Here is a 19,724-nt window from a genome sequence, read left to right on the forward strand (position 1 = left end):
CGATACTGGCCGGCCACGATGACGGCTGCAAGCGCTGCGCGACGGGCTTTCAGCCGCGAGCCGGGGATGGCGAAGTCGCCGCGCGCGCTCAGCCCGCCAGCGACCGCGCCTGCAGCGTCGCCAGTTCGTGGGTGGTGACGAAACGGCCCTTGCCGTCGCGCGCCAGCTGCGCCAGCGCGCAGTCCGGGTCGTGGGTGAAGAACAGGTGCACGTTGCGCGCCAGCGCGTCCTCCAGGAACGCGCGCTTCTCGTCGATCAGCAACTCGGCGTTGCGGTCGTAGCCCATCGTGATCGGCACATGCACCCAGGAGCGCCCGGGGATCAGGTCGGCGCAGAACGCAACGCCGCCGTGCGCCTGGCCATCGGCCTGCCGCTGCGCACCGACGATCTCGGCCAGCATCAGCCCCGGGGTATGCCCGTCGCTGAAACGGAAGCGCACCGCCTCGCCCAGCGTGCGCGAGTAGTCGCCGTCGACCAGCTCCAGGCGGCCGCTGGCCTCGAGCAGGCCGGGCAATTCGGGAATGAAGCTGGCGCGGTCGCGCGGATGCGGCTGCAGCGCGCGCTGCCAGTGCGCCGCGCCGACCAGGAAGCGCGCGTTCGGGAACAGCAGCTCCGGCGCGGCGCCCTCGCGCCAGGGCGCCAGCAACCCGCCGGCGTGGTCGAAGTGCAGATGGCTCAGCACCACCACGTCGATGTCGGTATGCGCGACGCCGGCCTCGTGCAGCGACTCCAGCAGCACGTGGCGGTCTTCCTGGATCCCGTAGCGCTCGCGCAGCGGCGGCGCGAAGAACGCGCCGACACCGGTCTCGAACAGCACCGTCTTGCCGGCCAGCGGGCGCGCCAGCAGCGCGCGGCAGGCCAGCGCAATGCGGTTGCCGTCGTCGGGCGCGGCCCACTGCTGCCACATCGCCTTGGGCGCGTTGCCGAACATCGCGCCGCCGTCGAGCTTCTGGGAATTGCCTTGGATGGACCAGAGCTTCATTTTTCGGGACTCGGGACTCGGGACTCGGGACTCGGAAAAGGCGCGCAGGCGCTACGCGGCGATGACAAGTCGCCACGGCACGACAGCCGCCGTCGCCGGGCTGCCGAGGCCATGGCTCATAGCGCCGGCGCTGTCAGCAGCACCTCGGCGCTGCCGACCTCGTTGCGCGGGTCGCTGCCGCCGCTGAGCGTGTTGCTGCGCTTGTCCCATTCCACCGTCTGCAGGTTGCCCCACACGTGGCTGGAGCCGCGGCCGCCCTCGGCGCTGTCGCCGGGCAGCTTGAGCGCGTGGCCCATCGCCTGCAGGCCCTGCACGGTGGCCGCGTCGAAGGTGCCGCTCTCGGCCTCGATCACGTCCGGCAGCCACTGGTGGTGGTAGCGCGGCAGCGCGGCGACCTGCTGCGCGCTCAGGCCGTCGTCGTAGCCGAGGATGCCGAGCAGGACCATGGTGATGATGCGGCTGCCGCCCGGGGTGCCGAGCACGATCGCCTTGTCGGCGTTCTCCATGAAGGTCGGCGACATCGAGCTGAGCGGGCGCTTGCCCGGCTTGGGCGCGTTCGCCGCGTAGCCCATCACCCCGAACGCGTTGGGCGTGCCGGGCTTGAGCGCGAAGTCGTCCATCTCGTCGTTGAGCAGCACGCCGGTGCCCTTGGGAATCAGCCCGGAGCCGAACAGCAGGTTCACGGTCTGGGTCGCGCCGACCCGGTTGCCCTCGCCGTCGATGATCGAGAAATGGGTGGTCTCGTCGTCTTCCAGCGGGGTCGGCTGGCCCGACAGCAGATCGCTGGGCGTGGCCTTTTCCGGGTTGATGGTCGAGCGCAGGCCCACCGCATAGTCCTTGCTCAGCAGCACGCGCTGCGGCACCGCGGTGAAGTCCGGATCGCCGAGGAAGAAGGTGCGGTCGCGGTAGGCGCGGCGCATCGCCTCCACCACCAGGTGGGTGCGGTGCACCGGGTCCATCGCCTTCAGGTCGTAGCCTTCCAGGATCTGCAGCATGCTGGCCAGGGCGATGCCGCCGGACGACGGCGGCGGCGCGGTGGTGATGGTCCAGCCCTTGTAGTCGAACCGGATCGGCGTGCGCTGCTTGACCGTGTAGCCGGCCAGCTCCTCGGCGGTCCAGTGGCCGCCGGCCTGCTTGACCCCGGCCAGCAGCTTCTTGGCGGTGGCGCCGCGGTAGAACCCGTCGAAGCCCTTGGCACCCAGCAACTGCAGGGTGTTGGCCAGTTCCGGCTGCTTGAACAGGTCGCCTTCGGCGATCGGCTTGCCGTTGCGCAGATAGACCTCGCGGGTGCCGGGATAGCGCTCCATCACCTCGCGCCGCGACCGGTAGCCCTCGGCCATGCGCCGGTACACCGGGAAGCCGTCGCGGGCGATGCGGATCGCCGGCGCCAGCGACTGTTGCAGCGGCAGCTTGCCGTGCCTGGTCGCCAGTTCCACCAGCGCCGCAGGCAGGCCGGGAATGCCGGCCGACCACGGGCCGTTGACCGAGCGGTCGCGGTCCAGCGCGCCCTTGCCGTCCAGGAACTTGTCGGCACTGGCCGCCTCCGGCGCGACTTCGCGCGCGTCCAGCATCACGTCCTTGCCGGTCCTGGCGTCGTGCAGCAGGAAGAAGCCGCCGCCGCCCAGGCCGGAGCTGATCGGCTCGACCACCGCCAGCGTCGAGGACACCGCCACCGCCGCGTCGAACGCGTTGCCGCCCTCGCGCAGGATCTGCAGGCCGGCCTCGGTGGCCAGGCGATGGCCGCTGGCGACCGCGGCGCCGGGCGGATGGGTGGCGGCGACGGCGGCCGTCGGCGCCTCGGCCCAGGCCGGCGGCGTCAGGACCAGGGCGAGCAGCAGGACACGGCGGACGAGCGTTCTCATGCGGCGGGGGGCTCCTGTCGGTAAAACTCGGGATGATCGCGCTGCAGTTGCAGCAGCTTGGCCAGCAGCTGGTCGTGGCTTTCCGGGATCGCCGGATCCGGGTCGATGCATTCGACCGGGCACACCACCACGCATTGCGGCTCGTCGAAATGGCCGACGCATTCGGTGCAGCGGGCCGGGTCGATCACATAGATCGTCTCGCCCATCGCGATGGCCTGGTTCGGGCAGGCCGGCTCGCAGACGTCGCAGTTGACGCAGAGCTCGTTGATCTTGAGGGACATTTCGCAGAAGTCGGCACTAACCGGGCCATCTTACCGGATCGGGCGCGGCGGCCGCGGCATCGCGGTCACGTCCGGCGGGACGCTGCGTCGCGCAGGCGACGGCTGGATACGCCGGCGGGCCGGGCCGGCGGCGCGGATGCCTGTGGCAAAGTTGCCTATGGCGTCACGACGGGCAACACACCTGCCGCCCTTCTGGGCCGTGGCACGCGCAGGAGCCGGATCGGGCGATGGATGCCGCTGGCGCGACACAGACGCTGCCGGCGATGGCCGGACGGTCGTGGCCGCGGGCCAGCCGAAGCTGGCACTGCGTCGGCGGGCACGCGCTGGCCGGCGCGCCACGCCAGGCCGACGTGCCCATGCAGGCACGCCGGCGCGACGGCGCTTACTTGGCTTCGACGAAGATGTACTCGGCGCCGGTCGGCTGGATCACGGCCTGCACGCGCGCGTTGTCGGCGGCGGCGCCGATGTAGACCACGCGCACGCCCTTCATGCTGTTCGGCTCGACCTTGGCGAACGCGGCGGCGATCAGGTCGGCCATCTTGGCCGAGGCCGAGGAACCGAACGCCAGCATGTTGCCCGGCTGGATGCCGCGGCCGATGGCGGTGGTGGCGCTTTCGACCTGGCGCTCGTACTTGGCCTGGAAATCCGCATCCGACTCCGGCGGCAGGTAGTACAGGAACGGGCTGTTGGTGATGGTGCCCATGTTCTGCAGCGCCACTTCCTGCAGGTACTTCTTCCAGCCGGCATCGTCGTCCTTGGACGGTGCGACCAGCGCCGCCTGCGCGTCGGCGGCCGGCTTGGCGGCCTCTTCCTTCTTGCAGGCGGTGAAGCCCAGTGCCAGCGAGGCGATCAGCAGCACGCGTACGGTATTCTTCATGGATGGCTCCCTTGTTTGTCTGTGAATGGCGGACGGCTCAGCGCTGCGCCGCGGCCTGGCGGGCCTGGACCAGCGCCTGCACCACCGACGGCGGCACGAAGCCGGACACGTCCCCGCCCAGCCGCGCGATCTCGCGCACCAGCGACGACGAAATGAAACTGTGTTGCTCGGCCGGGGTGAGGAACAGCGTCTCCACCTCCGGGATCAGATGCCGGTTCATGCTCGCCATCTGGAACTCGTATTCGAAATCCGACACCGCGCGCAGGCCGCGCAGCAGCACCCCGCCGCCGACCGAGCGCACGAAATGCGCCAGCAGCGTGTCGAAGCCGATCACCTCCACGTTGCGGTGCCCGGCCAGCGCCTCGCGGGCCAGGTTCACGCGCAGTTGCAGCGGCAGCGTCGGTCCCTTGGACGGGCTCTGCGCCACGCCCACCACCACCTGCTCGAACAGCGGCGCGGCCCGGTTGACCAGGTCGATGTGACCGTTGGTGATCGGATCGAAGGTGCCGGGGTAGACGGCGATGCGGCTGTGGGCCACGGTCATGCGTTGGATACCGCGTGAAGGTCGCGGGGAAGTGTAGCAGCGGCGCGCCGGTACAGGGCAGCGCGGACCTCGCGGCTGCCGCCCTCGCGGTACAGCGCCCACGGCGCCGGCAGGGCGGGCGCCTGCCCGGCCGGCGACTCCACATACAGCCAGGCGTCGGCGGCCAGCCGTGCCGGCAGCCGCTGCAGCACCGTGTCCCACAGCCCGGCGGCGAACGGCGGGTCGACGAAGGCGATGTCGGCCGGGGCGTCGCTGCCCGGCGCCTGCAGCCAGCGCAGCGCGTCGTCGTGCACCACTTGTACCTGCGCCTGCGCCTGCAACCTGGCGACGCTGGCGCGCAGGCCGGCGGCCAGCGCCGGGTCGCGCTCGACCAGGCAGGCCGAGGCCGCGCCGCGCGACACCGCCTCCAGGCCGAGCGCGCCGCTGCCGGCGAACAGGTCCAGCACGCGTGCGCCGGGCAGCGCCGGCAGCAGCCAGTTGAACAGGGTCTCGCGGACCCGGTCGGAGGTCGGGCGCAGCCCCGGCAGGTCCGGCACCGGCAGCCGCGTGTTGCGCCAGCGTCCGCCGATGATGCGCACCTGGCCCGCGCCGGCGCGGCTCATCGGCGGCGTCGCCACGGCAAGGGATCGGCAGGAAACGGGCGCGGGCTCGGCATCGATGGCGGCGGTACGGAACGGGGCCAGGATGATAGACCAGCGCCATGGCGCCCGCTCGCGCCGCCGGGCGCTTGAAGCCGGGCCTGGCCGCCACCATGTCCGCTGGCAGAGCCGCGCCCTCCTCCGCGCGGCCAGCCATCCCCCCCTGGAGCAAGCACCGATGAGCGTGGAAACCCAAAAAGAAACCCTGGGCTTTCAGACCGAGGTCAAGCAGCTGCTGCAGCTGATGATCCACTCGCTGTATTCCAACAAGGAGATCTTCCTGCGCGAGCTGATCTCCAATGCCTCCGACGCGGCCGACAAGCTGCGCTTCGAGGCGCTGGTCAAGCCCGAACTGCTGGACGGCGATGCGCAGCTGCGCATCCGCATCGGCTTCGACAAGGACGCCGGCACCGTCACCATCGACGACAACGGCATCGGCATGAGCCGCGAGGAGATCGTCTCGCACCTGGGCACCATCGCCAAGTCCGGCACCTCCGATTTCCTCAAGCATCTGTCCGGCGACCAGAAGAAGGATTCGCACCTGATCGGCCAGTTCGGCGTGGGCTTCTACAGCGCCTTCATCGTCGCCGACCAGGTCGACGTGTACAGCCGCCGCGCCGGGTTGCCGGCCAGCGAGGGCGTGCACTGGTCCTCGCGCGGCGAAGGCGAGTTCGAGGTCGCCACCATCGACAAGCCCGAGCGCGGCACCCGCATCGTCCTGCAGCTGAAGGAAGGCGAGGACGGCTTCGCCGACGGCTGGAAGCTGCGCGGCATCGTGCGCAAGTATTCCGACCACATCGCCCTGCCGATCGAGCTGCCCAAGGAGCACCACGGCGAGGACAAGGACAAGCCGGAAACGCCGGAGTGGGAAACCGTCAACCGCGCCAGCGCGCTGTGGACGCGGCCGCGCAACGAGATCAAGGACGAGGAGTACCAGGAACTCTACAAGCACATCGCGCACGACCACGAGAATCCGGTGGCGTGGAGCCACAACAAGGTCGAGGGCAAGCTCGAGTACACCTCGCTGCTGTACGTGCCGGGGCGCGCGCCGTTCGACCTGTACCAGCGCGATGCCTCGCGCGGGCTCAAGCTGTACGTGCAGCGCGTCTTCATCATGGACCAGGCCGAACAGTTCCTGCCGCTGTACCTGCGCTTCGTCAAGGGCATCGTCGATTCCAGCGACCTGCCGCTGAACGTGTCGCGCGAAATCCTGCAGTCCGGCCCGGTGATCGACTCGATGAAGTCGGCGCTGACCAAGCGCGCGCTGGACATGCTGGAGAAGCTGGCCAAGGACGACCCCGAACGCTACAAGAGCGTGTGGAAGAATTTTGGCCAGGTGCTGAAGGAAGGCCCGGCCGAGGATTTCGCCAACCGCGAGAAGATCGCCGGCCTGCTGCGCTTCGCCTCCACCCACAGCGGCGATGCCGAGCACAGCGTGGCGCTGGCCGACTACGTGGCGCGGATGAAGGAAGGCCAGGACAAGCTGTACTACCTGAGCGGCGAGAGCTACGCGCAGATCAAGGACAGCCCGCACCTGGAAGTGTTCCGCAAGAAGGGCATCGAGGTGCTGCTGCTCACCGACCGCATCGACGAGTGGCTGATGAGCTACCTCACCGAGTTCGACGGCAAGTCCTTCGTCGACGTGGCACGCGGCGACCTGGACCTGGGCAAGCTCGACAGCGACGAAGAGAAGCAGGCCATGGAAGCAGCGGCCAAGGCCAAGCAGGGCCTGGTCGAGCGCATCCAGCAGGCGCTGGGCGAGGACGTCTCGGAAGTGCGCGTGTCGCACCGCCTGACCGATTCGCCGGCGATCCTGGCCATCGGCCAGGGCGACCTGGGCCTGCAGATGCGGCAGATCCTGGAAGCCAGCGGACAGAAGCTGCCGGAGAGCAAGCCGGTGTTCGAGTTCAACCCGGCGCACCCGTTGATCGAGAAGCTGGACGCGGAAGCCGATGGCGAGCGCTTCGGCGACCTGGCCAGGGTGCTGTTCGACCAGGCTGCGCTGGCCGCTGGCGACAGCCTCAAGGATCCGGCTGCTTACGTGCGGCGGCTCAACAAGTTGTTGTTGGAACTGTCGGCGTAAACTTGGCAGGCCCACGCGCGCGTGGAAACGAAGCCGGCGCAATGCCGGCTTCGTTGTTTCCCGGCCCGATCGGCAGCTTGTTGCACGGGCCGGGGAGTTCTAAATTGCCACGCACCACGCAGGTCAAGCCGCGCGGTGCCGGCTGGCAGCCGAGGGTGTTCACAAAGCGCGGCGCAGGCGAGAATCCGTGTCCCCCGTCCGCGCCTTTTCGATGAACGCCAGCGATCCCGTCGCACTGTCCCTGGACCAGGCCACCGCGCTGGTCGAACGTATCCTGCGCCATGCCGGCTTCGGCCCGGCGCATGTGCGCACCCTCACCGCCACGATCGTCGCGGGCGAACGCGACGGCTGCGCGTCGCATGGGCTGTACCGCACCCTGGGCTGCGTGGCGACGCTGCGCAACGGCAAGGTCGTGGGCGATGCCGAGCCGGTCGTGCACGATCAGGCACCCGGCATCGTGCGCGTCGATGCCTGCGGTGGCTTTTCGCTGCTGGCGTTCGAGCGCGGCCTGCCGCCGCTGATCGACAAGGCGCGCGGCACTGGGCTGGCGGCGCTGGCGATCAACCATTGCGTGCACTTCTCCGCGCTGTGGCCGGAAGTCGAACGCATCACCGAGGCCGGACTGGTCGCGCTGATCTGCAATCCCAGCCATGCCTGGGTCACGCCGGCCGGCGGCCACACGCCCTTGCTGGGAACCAACCCGCTCGCGTTCGGCTGGCCGCGCGTGGACGCGCTTCCCTTCGTGTTCGATTTCGCCACCAGCGCGGTGGCGCGCGGCGAGATCGAACTGCACCGCCGCGCCGGCCTGCCGATTCCCGAAGGCTGGGGCGTGGACGCCGAAGGCCGGCCGAGCACCGATCCGAACGTGGTCGCCGGCGGCGGCGGCGCGATGCTGACCTTCGGCGGACACAAGGGATCGGCACTGTCGGCGATGATCGAACTGATCGCCGGGCCGCTGATCGGCGACCTCACCAGCGCCGAATCGCTGGCGCACGATGGCGGCGCCGGCGCCTCGCCCTATCACGGCGAATTGATCCTGGCGCTGGACCCGGTGCGCTTCCTCGGCGCGGAGTGGGCCGCGCACATGGCCCGCGCCGAAACCTTCTTCGCCGCCTACCAGGACACCGGTGCGCGGCTGCCCTCGCAACGCCGCTATCAAGCGCGCGCGCTCAGCCTCCGCGAAGGCGTGCGGATTCCGCGCGACCTGCATCGGGACCTGCTGAAGTTGCTGGAGTAAGCCGGCGCAGTGCGGCTGCGCGGGCAAGCGCCAGGCGCCGCCCGCCCTCACGGCTGCGCAGGCGACCAGACGCCACGCCCATCGATCCGAAAGCCCTGCGCGTCCGCGTCAACGGTAACCAGACATAACGCCGATCGACGGGATTGCCGGGATTCCCCCGGCCTTCGATCTACCGGCAGTGTCGTACTCGCCAGACCCGTAATAGGCGCCGTCACGGTCGCGCAGCCGGCCGGCGCCATGGGCGTGTTGATCGCTACGCACCGGCAATCGCGCCACAACGCCCCAGGGCGGATCCGCTCGGCACCGGCGGCAGCCATGCAAGGGGCTGCCGCCAGCATCGCGAACCCTCACATCACGGCGCGCCTGGGCAGACGCCAACCGGAAACGGCATCTGCAACATCCTGGTTCGCACCGGCCGAACGCGCGCTCGCGCTTAGAACTTCACCGTCGCCCGCGCCCAGTAGTAGCGGCCGAGCAGATCGTAGGTGGCCACGTCGGTGTTGGCGTTGGTGACGTTGTTGGCGTAGTACAGCGGCGGCTGCTTGTCGGCCAGGTTGTCCACGCCCAGTTCGACGCGGGTGTGCCAGGGCTTGAGGTTATAGCCGACCTGCACGTTGTGATAGACGTACGAACCGATGCCGCGCACCACGGCCGCCTGATCGGCGTCGGCCGACAGTCCCTGCCGCGTATCGGCGCTGCCGATCTCGGTGCTGCCGATGTAGCGGATGCGCCACGCCGCGCTCCAGTCGCCCAGGTTCCAGCTCAGCGTGCCCAGCCCGCGCCAGCGCGGGAAGTTGCCGTAGGCGTAGGTGTACTTGCCGGCATTGTGGATGGTGACGGTGCTGGCGTCGGTGGTGTCCGGGTTGATGTCGTAGCGGATCACGTAGGTGCCGTTGAGGCTGGCGTTGAAGCTGCCCCACGCGGTGTCCGGCAGGCGGTAGTTGAGGCTGAAGTCGGCGCCGCTGGCCCACAGCTTGCCGAGGTTCACGGTCGGCTCGGCGATGTAGTTGATGGTGCCGTTGTCGTTGCGGTGGATCAGCGCGCAGAAGGCGCTGGACGCATTGGCGTAGCACTGGTTGAGCACGGTCTGCGCCGACACCTGGGTGATGGTGTCCTGCAGGTTGATCTTCCACAGGTCCGCGCTCATCGACAGGCCGTCCAGCCAGCCCGGGTCGTAGACCACGCCGAAGTCGTAGGACTTGCCGGTCTCCGGCTTGAGCTGGTAGCCGGCCACCACCGCGCCGGACGCCTTGGCGCCGACCTGGTTGTCGGCCTGCTGGTAGCTGCCGTCGGTGGGCACGTTGGCGCAGGCGGCGGCATGGCCGCCGGTGTAGCCGTTGCACGGATCGGTGACCGACGGCGAATCGCCGACCACGCCGGAGTACAGCTCGTTGATGTTCGGCGCACGGAACACCTGCGACACGGTGCCGCGCAGCAGCAGGTTCTCGATCGGGCGGTATTCCAGCGAGACCTTGCTGTTGGTCTTGCTGCCGACGGTGTCGTAGTCGGAGAAGCGGCTGCCCACGGTCAGGTTCAGCGAATGCACCAGCGGCAGGTCGGCCAGCAACGGGAACAGCGCCTCGGCATAGGCTTCCTTGACGCTGAAGCTGCCGCCGAGCACGGTGGCGCAGAATTCGATCACCCCGCACATGCCGTTCTCGTCGCCGGTCCACAGCGGATCGGCGGCGGTGGAGGTGCTTTCCTTGCGGTAGGACACGCCGGCCGCCAGGCTGACCGTGCCGGCCGGCAGGTCGAACAGGTTGCCGTTGGCGTTGGCCTCGAACTGCTTGACCGTGTAGACGCTGGTCACGATCGGGTTGACCACCAGCGCTTCCAGCGCGGCCTTGTTGCTGGCGCTGTTGAGGTTGAAGATGTCGATCGGGGTGCAACCGGCGATCACCGCGCCGGCGCTGCCGCACTTGACCGTGCCGTCGCTGTCCAGGAACGAGGGCCCCACCGCGGCGTTGAAGCCGGCGTAGTCGAGGAAGCCGTAGTTGATCGACTTCTGCTTGACCTTGCCGTAGTTGACGCTGGCGTCCCACTGCCAGGAGCTGTCGCCGAAGCTGCCGCGCAGGCCGGGATTGATCTGGAAATTGTAGGTGTTGTACTCGTAGCGGCGGTTGCCCAGCACCGTGGCGCGGGTGTTGAAGTTGTTGTACGAGGTGCCGGTGCTGCGGTCGGTGCCGAAGTTGACCCCGAACGGGTTGTAGTAGCTGTCGGCCGAGACCAGGAAGTTGTCGCCGTTGGCGAAGATCGGGATCGGCGCGATGATCGAGGACGAGGTGGTCTTGCTGAAGTAGGTGTTGACGTAGCCTTCCAGGTGATCGTTGAAGCGGAAGCTGCCGATCACGAAGGCATTGGTGCGTTCCTGCGGCGTCTGCAGCAGGTTGTACGGCTGGTAGTTGTAGGAATCGGTGGAGGCGACGTAGCAGTGGTACTGGCTGGCATTGGTCGGGCTGGCGCTGCCGCCGTTGAAGGTGACCCGCGAGCAGCCGTTGCTCGCCGCCAGCGCCTTGGCCGCGTCGGAGCCGTCGTTGAAGCTGATGCTGCCGGTCGGCGTGGCCGAGGAACCCTGCTTCACCGGCACCCCGTCGATCAGCGACAGCGCATCCTTGGAATAGCTGCGCGCGCCGGCCGAGACCGGATCGATGTTGTGGTAGGACAGGCCGGCGACGATGCTGCCGCGCTCGCCGGTCTTGCCGGCGGTCAGCGAGAAGTTGCGGCGGTTGCCGTCGCTGCGCGAGCTGGTGCCGAAGTCGGTGCTGCCTTCGATGCCGTCGAAGCCCTTGCGCAGGATGAAGTTGACCACGCCGCCGATCGCGTCCGAGCCGTACACCGCCGAGGCGCCATCGCTGAGCACCTCCACCCGCTCGATCATCGTCGCCGGGATCGCGTTGACGTCGTTGCTGGCCAGGCGCGTGCCATTGACCAGGATCAGCGTGCGCTTCTCGCCCAGGCCGCGCAGCGAGATGGTCGAGGCGCCGGTGCCGCCGCCGTTGTTGGTATTGGGGTTGGTCGCGTTGCCGGCGATCGACGGCAGTTCCTGCACCAGATCGCCGAGCGTGGCCTTGCCGGTCGCCTCGATCTGCGCGCGGCTGATCGTCACCACCGGATTGGCGGTCTCGGTATCGACGCGGCGCAGGCGCGAGCCGGTGACCACGATGCTGTCCAGGGTCTGGGGCTTGCCGTCGTCCGCGCTCGCCTCCTGCGCCAGCGCCGACCAGGAGGTGCCCAGCGACAATGCGGCGACCACGGCCAGTGCCAGCGGTTGCGGCACCGATGCGCGGCGATGGGAAGGATGGGGTGCGTGCGGGAACGACATGGGAATCTCCTGAGCGATGGCGACACGTGGCGTAGGCGAAAACGAGGGGCCGAACGGGTCCGCGCCGGCTTGCGCCAGCGGACGGAACGTGCAGAGAGCGACGCCGCTGCAACAGCGGCGCCAGTGATACGCATCCTGCGTCGCGGCTTCAGCAAGGCCGGACGCAATCGCGGGGATGCTTGCTGTCCTTCGCACGCTGCACGTGCGCAGATCCCCGGTCCTGCGGTGGGTGGCGAAGGGCGGTGGCGGATCCTGTCCCGCGCACCGGCCGCTGGCCGGAAAACAAAAGATCATCACGTTTTAACGATGCCATCACAATGTGCCCGTAACCGCGGCCGGCGTCTTGACGCAATTAGCGGTTCTGCATGCGGAATAACGCATGGTCGCGACATGGCGGCGCGATCGCGCGACAGATCGGCAATCTTGTCCGTTGCCTTCGGTTCAGCCAGGCCGCCGTTGCATGCCGGATCGGCGCTGCGTGCAATTCGGCATACAAGGCGTGTGCGACCGCGCCGACGGCGGCCGTCCTTGGCCAGTGCCGGCAGGCCCGAAGCTCGCGCAGGCAGGCGTGCCAGCGTGGCGCACCGCCACCGTGCCGGCATGTCCCGCGTTTCTGTCGGGCTCAGCGAGAGCGTGCAGCAGTCGGCGGCGACAGCCGCAGCAGCACCACGCCATGCGCGGCGACCTGCAGGTTGCGCAGCTCGCTGGCGGGCCGGTTGCCGCCGCGCCACAGATCGCGCCAGCGACGTCCGTGCAACGCGGTGCCGGCATCGTCCGCCGACAGTGCCACCCGATGTGGCTGCGTGTCGCGATTGAACACACCCAGCGCGACGCCGCCATCGGCCAGCGGCTTGCGCCAGATCTCGATCGCGCCATCCTTGCGCACCGCCCTGCCCTGCACGCCCAACGCATCCTGATCGATCGCCAGCACGTCGCGGTTGCGCAGCAGCGCCAGCGTCGCCGGCGCCATCTGCCGCAGGTCGTTGCCGAGCAGCAACGGCGCCGCCGACAGCGCCCACAGCGCCAGGTGCGTGCGGTACTCGTCCGCGCTCATGCCGCCGTTGCCGACCTCGAGCATGTCCGGATCGTTCCAGCCGCCCGGCCCGGCGTCGGCGGGATCGCCGTTGCGCTCGAAACCGATCGCGGCCATCTTCGCGTAGGTGTCCTCGATGTCGCCGGTGGTGCGCCACAGGTGCCCGCCGACCTCGCGCCCCCACTGGCCGACATGGTCGCGGCCGTACTGGCACAGGCTGTAGACGATCGGCCGCCCGCTCGCGCGCAACGCCTGGCCCATCTGCAGATAGGCGCGGCGCACCTGCTGCGGCTCGCGGAAGACGCCTTCGCCCGAGCACAGGTCGTACTTGAGGTAGTCGATGCCCCAGCCCGCCCAGGTGCGCGCGTCCTGTTCGACGTGGCCGTAGCTGCCGGTGTAGCCGGCGCAGGTCCTGGGACCGGGCGAACTGTACAGGCCGAGCTTGAGCCCCTTGCCGTGCACGTAGTCGGCCAGCGCGCGCATGTCGGGGAAGCGCGCGTTCGGCTGCAGGACGCCGGCGCGGTCGCGCTGACCCTGCCAGCCGTCGTCGATGTTGACGTAGACGTAACCGGCATCGCGCAATCCGGAGGCGACCATGGCATCGGCGATGCGGCGCACGGTGGCGTCGTCGATGTGCTCGGCGAAGCGGTTCCAGCTGCTCCAACCCAGCGGTGGGGTCCGCGCCAGGCCGTCGCCCGGCAACGCCGCATAAGCCGGCAGCGGCGCGACCGGAAACGCCAGCCGCGCCGCATCGGCCTCGCTGCCGCGGCTAGCGTGCACGTCGACCTGCTCGTCCCAGATGCGCCCGGCCAGGTGCAGCTGGCCGTGCTCCAGGGTCGCGGTCCACGGTTGCGCCGGCAGCCGCGGATTGCCGTTGTCGATCTGGAAATGGGCCACGTCGCCGTCGATGCGCAGCTGCTGCATCGGCACGTCGCCGTACCAGTCGGTGGTGATGCTGCCCTGCACCTGGCCGTCGCGCTGGACGATGCGCAGGTAACGCGGACCTGGAAACGACGGCCCCTGCGCGATCACCCAGATGCCTTGCAGCGGACTGGCCGGCGCCATCGCCGCGGCCGGCGGCGGCGCATGCGCGCAGCTGCCGCAGCCAGCCACGGCGAGTGCGAGCAGGCCGCGCCACAGCCAGCGGCGGGCGCGGTGAACGGAGCGCGAGCGCGACGCCATCGGGGGATCTCCTGTCAGGGAACGGCGCCGCCGCGCGCAGGCGCGGCAACGGCGCTCATGCGCTCGCGGCCGGGATCAACCAGCCACCGAACAGCGGCCCGGCGGTATCGCCGTGCTGCGGCTCGATGCGGAACGTCAGCTGCGCCGCAGCGCGGGTCAGTTCCGGCGGCAACGGATAGTCGCGATCGACGAAGTCGATGACCTGGCTGCGGTCCACCTGCACTTCCGCCGCCAGCTTGCCGTTGACCAGGAGGTTGAAGCGGCCCTTGTCGCTGCCCCAGAAGCGCAGGCGCAACGCCAGCGGCTGCGCGCTGCCTTTCATCTGGAATTCGACGAAGCCCTTGCCGCGCACGTCGCGGCATTGCTGGCGGCGGTAGGCGCCGCCGAAGGACGTATCGCTGCGCAGCTTGTGCGCCTGCTCGGAGGCGTCGTCGCCGAACTGGATCATGTCCACCGCGGTGGCCTGCAGTGCGGCGCGCTCGGCCTGCTGGCGCGCGCGCCGCGCCGCTTCCTGCGCCCACTGCGCCGGTGCCATGCGCTTGAAGTACAGCGCGCTGCGGCGTTCGTACTGCGCGTAGAACGGCACCAAGGTCAGCCCCGGCGGCTGCGTGGCGGCGGCCAGGAAATGCCCGGGCTGCGGCAATTCGGCGAATCCTGCCAAGGGATCGGCCGCGGCCACCAGCGCCGGATCCGGCGCATCGTAGGGCTCGGCGACCGGGCCCAGATCGGCGGCCAGCGCCAGCGGACCGCGCATCACCACCACCGTGTCGGCATCGCCGGCGGCATGCTCCAGGCGCAACGGCATCGCCAGCTCCAGTTCGATCACGTCGCCGCTGCGCCACTGCCGCTCCAGCGCCAGGTAGCCATCGGCGGACGTGCCGCGCTGGGCCTTGCCGTTGACGCGCAGCGTGTAGCCGTCCTGGCACCAGGCCGGCAGCCGCAGCAGCAGGCGGCGCGGCGTGCGTGCGCCGGCGCGGCGCAGTTGCAACCGCACCTTGCCGTTGTCCGGCACGCCGCTGTCCAGCTCCAGCGCCAGATCGCGCTCGGGCCAATCCAGGGTCGAGGGGATGTACAGGTTGACGTAGAGCGAGGCCGCGTCCTGCCAATAGATCGAGTCGCCGAACTGCGCGTGCGCCTCCATGCCGCTGCCGACGCAGCACCAGAACGAATCGAACTTGTCGGAGAAGCCGCGCTCGCCGCCGCTGATCATCGGCGTCATGTAGGTGAACATGCCGGTGGCCGGATGCTGCGCGGCCATGGTGTGGTTGTGCAGGGTGCGCTCGTAGTAGTCGAAATAGCGCGCCTGCGGCGTCCACTGGTACAGGTGCCGGGTCAGCTTGAGCATGTTGTAGCTGTTGCAGTGCTCGCAGGTCTGCTCGGTCAGGAACGCGGCGATGGTGTCCGGTTCCTGGAAATACTCGCGGTCGGCATTGCCGCCGATGACATAGCTGTAGTGGCCGGTCACCGTCTCCCAGAAGAAACGCGCCGCGGCCGCCGCATCGGCATCACCGGCGACCTCGAACTGGCGCGCCTCGCCGATGAACTTGGGCACCTGGGTATTGGCATGGATGTGCGGCAGCTCGTCGCGGCCGGCCGCGGCCGGATCGATCACCTTCTCGTGGCGCAGGCGCTTGCCCAGCGCGACCCAGCGCGGATCGCCGGTGCGCGCGCCCAGTTCGATGTAGGACTCGTTGAGGCCGCCGAACTCGGTGTCCAGCAGGGTCTGCATCTGCGCGTGGTCGAGCGCGTCGAACACCCCGCCCAGATAGCCGGCCAGCGGCAGCAGCACCTGCAGCGCCTGCGCGTTGCCGGCCAGTTCGTGCGCATCGAGCAGGCCGGCGAACAGTTTGTGCACCGTGTACAGCGGCGACCAGCTGCCGTTGAGATTGAACTTGCTGCCCTTGATGACGCCGCGGCGCACCTCTTCGAACACCAGCTTGCCGCTGTCGATGGCGCCCTTGTCGTTCTTGCGGGTGAGCCCGCCGACGTAGCCGTCCGGATCGCGCGCCTGCGCGCGCGCCAGTTCGGCGACGATGTAGTCGATGCGCTGGCGCAGCGCCGCATCGCGGGTCTGCGCGTGCATCTTGGCCAGCGCGCTGAGGTAATGGCCGAGCGTGTGCCCGGCGATGGTGTCGCCTTCCCAGCCGCCGTAGACCTCGCCCTTGGGCGGCAGGCCGGCGTACTGCAGGAAGTTGTGCAGCAGCCGGTCCGGCTCCAGTTCCAGCAGGTAGCGGCGGTTGGTCTGCAGCGAATCCAGGAACAGCGACGGCTTGAGCGTGACCTGCTTGAGCGGCAGCGCCTGCACCGCGCCGGCGCTGGACGCGGCGGCATCCAGCGGGAAACGCAGCAATCCCGCGGCCACGGCCAATGCGCTCCATTGCAGGAAACGGCGCCGCGACGGATCCAGCGCCGCCGCCGCGTCCGCGGACGCGGTGTGCGCGCAGTGCGCCGTGTGGACATGTCCGGAGCGCGCGCTCATCGGGCACCGCGCGAATGGATGACCACGGGGAACCGAGGGGAAAGGCGAGACGGCATTGCTTGCTCCTTTGCGCTTGGCGGCGGCAGGCGCGGGCCCGACCGCGGCCACGAACGGGCGGCCTGTCGCCACTGTGTCATCGATACGTCATCGCGTCTTGTCGCCACGGCTGCGCGAACATGCGGATTTGTGCCGAATCGCGTCCGCCGCTCACAGCGCCAGGCGGATCCCGCCGTAGTACATGCGCCCGATCACGTCGTACACGCCGGCGTGGTAGCCCAGCTCGAAGTTGGCGCCGCCCGCCTCCGCCCCCGGCACCCGCGGCGGCGCGCGATCGAACAGATTGCTGACCCCGCCGAACAGTTCCAGTCCCGACTTGAGCCGGTAGTAGCCGGACACGTCGCTGTAGAACACGTTGCCGGTCCACACCTTCTGGTAGTCGGTATCGGTGATCTGGGTGCTGTTGCGCATCTTGGAGAAGTGGCGCAGCGACCAGGTCGCACCGGCATGCGCATTGGACCAGGTGCTGCGCAGCACGCCCTTCCAGGACGGCGAGCCGAACACGCCGGCGAAGCGGGTGACCTCCTCCGGCTGGTCCGGATCCAGCGTGTAGTCCTGGCGGATCAGGTGCGTGTAGTTCAGGTCGAACGACAGCGCGCCGGCGTTCTGGCCCCAGCGCTCGGCCAGGTCGTAGCGGTACTGCGCGGCGAAGTCGACGCCGCGGGTCAGGTAGCGCGACAGGTTGAGCTTCTGGGTGACCACGTTGAGCAGGTTGCCATCGGCGTCGCGGCTGACGAAGGAACAGAACGGGTTGTCCAGGGTCGGCGCGTCCACGCACTTGTTGATGACGGTCTGCGCCGGGAACGAATCGATCGCGCCGCGCAGGTCGATGTTGTAGTAGTCCACCGACAGCGAGAAATCCGGCAGGAAACGCGGACGCAGCACGATGCCGACGGTGCGGGTCTTGGCGGTCTCGTTGGCCAGGTCCAGGTTGCCCTTGGTGATGATGTCGCGGTACAGCCAGTAGGTGCTCTTGTCCGACGGATTGAGCTGCGCGCAGTTGGCTGCGGTGTACTGGCTGCGGTCGCTGCGGTAGCGCTGGTTGTAGGTGTTGCACGGATCGGTGATCCACATGCCGCCGATGCTGCTGGCGGTGTACAGCTCGCCGATGTTGGGCGCGCGCACCGCCTTGCCGTAGGTGCCGCGCAGGGTGATGTCCTGGATCGGCGCCCAGTCGATGCCGAACTTGTTGGTGACCGTGCGGCCGGCGGTGTTGTAGTCGGACACGCGCACCGCCGCGTCCACGCCCAGGCGCTGCGCGAACAACCGGTCGGCCAGCAGCGGCAGGTGCAGTTCGCTGTAGAGTTCCTTGACGTCGTACTGGCCGACCAGCGGCAGCTGGGTGGTGCCCAGGCTGGCGTCGTAGGCCGGATTGGCCGGATCGTACTGGGCGATCGCGCCGATGTCGTTGCGCTCCTTGCGGTACTCGCCGCCGAACGCGATCTGCGCTTCGCCGCCGGGCAGGTCGAACATACCGCCGGAGGCATAGGCCGACAGCACCTGCTGGGTCATGGTGGTGGTGGCCCAGTCCGAGGTGTAGCGCAGGTAGGCGATCTCCCGCGCGGTCAGGCGCTTGAACGGGTTCAACGGCACGCAGCCGTTGCCCGGGTCGGTGAGCGTGCTACGGCAGATCGCACTGCCGTCGGCGGCGGTGGTGGAATCCACCGCCAGGTAATAACGCGTGTAGGACACCGTATCGATGTCGCGGTTGCGCTGCTCGGTGCGGCCGTAGGAGTAGTACGCGCTGTAGTTCCAGGCGCGGCCGCCCAGGCTGAAGTCGCCTTCCAGGCCGACCACGCCCTGCAGCAGTTGGCGCCGGTACTGGCTGCCGCCCTGCCCCAGTTCGTCGTCGAAGTGCCGCGCGAAGTAGACCCCGTCGGTGATCGTGCCGCCGTTGGCCGCGCGCATCGCGTCGGTGACGAACGGGCTGTCGGCCGGCACCGCCTCGCTGCCGAACGCGCTCAGCGCGCGCCACGCCGATTGCGAGGTGGTGCGCGAATAGCCGAGGTTGGCGAAGAAGCGCAGGCTGTCGCTGACATCGAAATTGAGCGTGGCGCGGCTGGCGAAGCGATCCGACGGCACCGCCAGGTACCACGAGTCGTAGCGGCCGCCGTACTCGCCGCCGTCGGTGAGCAGGCTGCCCAGTGCGGTGGACGGATCGGCCAGGCTCACCGGCACGCTGTTGACGTAGCCGCCCGGGCCGAGCACCGGCGCGCGCAGCTGGCCGTCGGCGGTCATCGCGTAGTGGCGGCCACCGAGGATGAGCTGCGCGTCCTCGGCGTTGTTGATGTTGCGGTTGTTGTCGGAGATCCAGTAGCGCTGGTTGCGGTTGTTGCGCGTGTACATCGGGTAGCCGGTGGCGGTCCACGGCCGGTCCTGGCCGGACACCGAATCGGGCTCGCGTTCGTAGAAACCGTAGACGGTGACGTTGCCGCGGTTGTCGGCGAAGTTGTGCCCGAACAGCGCATCGACGCTGTTGCTGCGCATGTCGCCGCGGCTGGAGATGCCGTAGCGCGCGCTGGCGTCCAGGCCCTGGAAATCCTTCTTCAGGATGAAGTTGACCACGCCGGTGACCGCCTCGGCGCCGTACAGCGCCGAGGCGCCGCCGGTGATGACTTCCACCCGTTCGACCAGGCTGGAGGGGATGTTGCTCACGTCCACCGCCGAGGTGCCCGGGATCGCCGGCACCTGGCGGCGGCCGTCGACCAGCACCAGGGTGCGCTGGGTGCCCATGCCGCGCAGGTCCAGCGCGTTGACGCCGGGGTTGCCGGCCAGGTTGCTGGTCTGGCTGGTCTGGGTCAGCGCCAGGCTCGGCAGCTGATTGACCACATCGGCGATCTCGGTATAACCGGCCGCGCGGATCTGCTCGGCGCCGATCACGGTCAGCGGCGTGGGGCCGTCCAGCGCGTCGTTGCGACGGATGCGCGAACCGGTGACGACCACGCTGTCCAGGGTCTTGGCGTCGGCGGCGCCGTCGTTGCCGTCGGCGGCCGCGGCCGTGTTGTCGCGCACGGCAGCGGCCTCCTGCGCCGCCGCCGGCAACGCCGCGAGCAGCGCCATGGCGATCGCGGCGCACAACAGGCTGCGCCCTTGTCCGCGTCGATCGCGGCAAGCGGACGGCAGCTGGGGGGAAGGCAAGCGAACGTG

General features: G+C 69.2%; 12 protein-coding genes. 2 read left to right on the forward strand and 10 right to left on the reverse strand.

Annotation, left to right across the window (positions count from 1 at the left end; all coding sequences use genetic code 11):
* Positions 1-88: 88 nt before the first annotated feature.
* The 6 genes from NRY95_13835 to rsmD all read right to left on the reverse strand — a co-directional run bounded on the left by NRY95_13835 (position 89) and on the right by rsmD (position 5,148).
* On the reverse strand, positions 89-982 hold the full coding sequence (locus tag NRY95_13835; GenBank protein ID UYC14813.1) for an MBL fold metallo-hydrolase: 894 nt from the start codon (positions 980-982) through the stop codon (positions 89-91).
* A 116-nt stretch (positions 983-1,098) separates the two neighbouring features.
* Positions 1,099-2,844, reverse strand: coding sequence for a gamma-glutamyltransferase (ggt, locus tag NRY95_13840; GenBank protein UYC14814.1), 1,746 nt, complete (start codon positions 2,842-2,844; stop codon positions 1,099-1,101).
* The gene (locus tag NRY95_13845) at positions 2,841-3,125 is read right to left on the reverse strand and encodes a YfhL family 4Fe-4S dicluster ferredoxin (protein ID UYC14815.1); all 285 of its coding nucleotides are present in this window, start codon (positions 3,123-3,125) and stop codon (positions 2,841-2,843) included. The genes ggt and NRY95_13845 overlap by 4 nt, the downstream gene beginning before the upstream one ends.
* 382 nt (positions 3,126-3,507) lie before the next feature.
* Positions 3,508-4,002 (reverse strand): hypothetical protein, encoded by a 495-nt coding sequence (locus tag NRY95_13850; protein ID UYC14816.1) that lies wholly within the window; start codon positions 4,000-4,002, stop codon positions 3,508-3,510.
* A 37-nt stretch (positions 4,003-4,039) separates the two neighbouring features.
* Positions 4,040-4,546, reverse strand: a complete 507-nt coding sequence (gene coaD, locus NRY95_13855) for a pantetheine-phosphate adenylyltransferase (GenBank protein UYC14817.1) — start codon at positions 4,544-4,546, stop codon at positions 4,040-4,042.
* Positions 4,543-5,148 (reverse strand): 16S rRNA (guanine(966)-N(2))-methyltransferase RsmD, encoded by a 606-nt coding sequence (gene rsmD / locus NRY95_13860; GenBank protein ID UYC14818.1) that lies wholly within the window; start codon positions 5,146-5,148, stop codon positions 4,543-4,545. Before rsmD ends, coaD begins: the two co-directional genes overlap by 4 nt.
* Before the next feature lie 214 nt (positions 5,149-5,362).
* Here rsmD and htpG point away from each other — a divergent pair, with 214 nt between their 5' ends.
* A complete protein-coding gene (gene htpG, locus NRY95_13865) occupies positions 5,363-7,267 on the forward strand; it encodes a molecular chaperone HtpG (protein ID UYC14819.1) in 1,905 nt (634 codons plus the stop codon).
* A gap of 211 nt (positions 7,268-7,478) precedes the next feature.
* Positions 7,479-8,504 carry an Ldh family oxidoreductase gene (locus NRY95_13870; GenBank protein UYC18592.1) on the forward strand — a complete coding sequence of 342 codons (1,026 nt, stop codon included), beginning with the start codon at positions 7,479-7,481 and terminating at the stop codon, positions 8,502-8,504.
* 433 nt (positions 8,505-8,937) lie between these two features.
* Here the strand turns inward: NRY95_13870 and NRY95_13875 are convergent, their stop codons facing one another.
* The 4 genes from NRY95_13875 to NRY95_13890 all read right to left on the reverse strand — a co-directional run bounded on the left by NRY95_13875 (position 8,938) and on the right by NRY95_13890 (position 19,637).
* Entirely contained in the window at positions 8,938-11,826 is a 2,889-nt protein-coding gene (locus NRY95_13875; GenBank protein ID UYC14820.1) for a TonB-dependent receptor, read from the reverse strand.
* A 622-nt stretch (positions 11,827-12,448) separates the two neighbouring features.
* Positions 12,449-14,041 (reverse strand): glycoside hydrolase family 27 protein, encoded by a 1,593-nt coding sequence (locus NRY95_13880; GenBank protein ID UYC14821.1) that lies wholly within the window; start codon positions 14,039-14,041, stop codon positions 12,449-12,451.
* A 55-nt stretch (positions 14,042-14,096) separates the two neighbouring features.
* The gene (locus NRY95_13885; protein ID UYC14822.1) at positions 14,097-16,520 is read right to left on the reverse strand and encodes a glycoside hydrolase family 127 protein; all 2,424 of its coding nucleotides are present in this window, start codon (positions 16,518-16,520) and stop codon (positions 14,097-14,099) included.
* Positions 16,521-16,727: 207 nt separating this feature from the next.
* On the reverse strand, positions 16,728-19,637 hold the full coding sequence (locus tag NRY95_13890) for a TonB-dependent receptor (protein ID UYC14823.1): 2,910 nt from the start codon (positions 19,635-19,637) through the stop codon (positions 16,728-16,730).
* Positions 19,638-19,724 lie beyond the last annotated feature (87 nt).

The sequence above is a fragment of the Xanthomonas campestris pv. phormiicola genome, assembly GCA_025666215.1.
Taxonomy (GTDB): domain Bacteria; phylum Pseudomonadota; class Gammaproteobacteria; order Xanthomonadales; family Xanthomonadaceae; genus Xanthomonas_A; species Xanthomonas_A campestris_A.

Bases quoted from the DNA above. Each gene is read 5' to 3' on its own strand.
- NRY95_13835 (UYC14813.1), bottom strand. From the start codon at position 982: ATGAAGCTCTGGTCCATCCAAGGCAATTCCCAGAAGCTCGACGGCGGC.
- ggt (UYC14814.1), bottom strand. From the start codon at position 2,844: ATGAGAACGCTCGTCCGCCGTGTCCTGCTGCTCGCCCTGGTCCTGACG.
- NRY95_13845 (UYC14815.1), bottom strand. From the start codon at position 3,125: ATGTCCCTCAAGATCAACGAGCTCTGCGTCAACTGCGACGTCTGCGAG.
- NRY95_13850 (UYC14816.1), bottom strand. From the start codon at position 4,002: ATGAAGAATACCGTACGCGTGCTGCTGATCGCCTCGCTGGCACTGGGC.
- coaD (UYC14817.1), bottom strand. From the start codon at position 4,546: ATGACCGTGGCCCACAGCCGCATCGCCGTCTACCCCGGCACCTTCGAT.
- rsmD (UYC14818.1), bottom strand. From the start codon at position 5,148: ATGAGCCGCGCCGGCGCGGGCCAGGTGCGCATCATCGGCGGACGCTGG.
- htpG (UYC14819.1), top strand. From the start codon at position 5,363: ATGAGCGTGGAAACCCAAAAAGAAACCCTGGGCTTTCAGACCGAGGTC.
- NRY95_13870 (UYC18592.1), top strand. From the start codon at position 7,479: ATGAACGCCAGCGATCCCGTCGCACTGTCCCTGGACCAGGCCACCGCG.
- NRY95_13875 (UYC14820.1), bottom strand. From the start codon at position 11,826: ATGTCGTTCCCGCACGCACCCCATCCTTCCCATCGCCGCGCATCGGTG.
- NRY95_13880 (UYC14821.1), bottom strand. From the start codon at position 14,041: ATGGCGTCGCGCTCGCGCTCCGTTCACCGCGCCCGCCGCTGGCTGTGG.
- NRY95_13885 (UYC14822.1), bottom strand. From the start codon at position 16,520: ATGAGCGCGCGCTCCGGACATGTCCACACGGCGCACTGCGCGCACACC.
- NRY95_13890 (UYC14823.1), bottom strand. From the start codon at position 19,637: ATGGCGCTGCTCGCGGCGTTGCCGGCGGCGGCGCAGGAGGCCGCTGCC.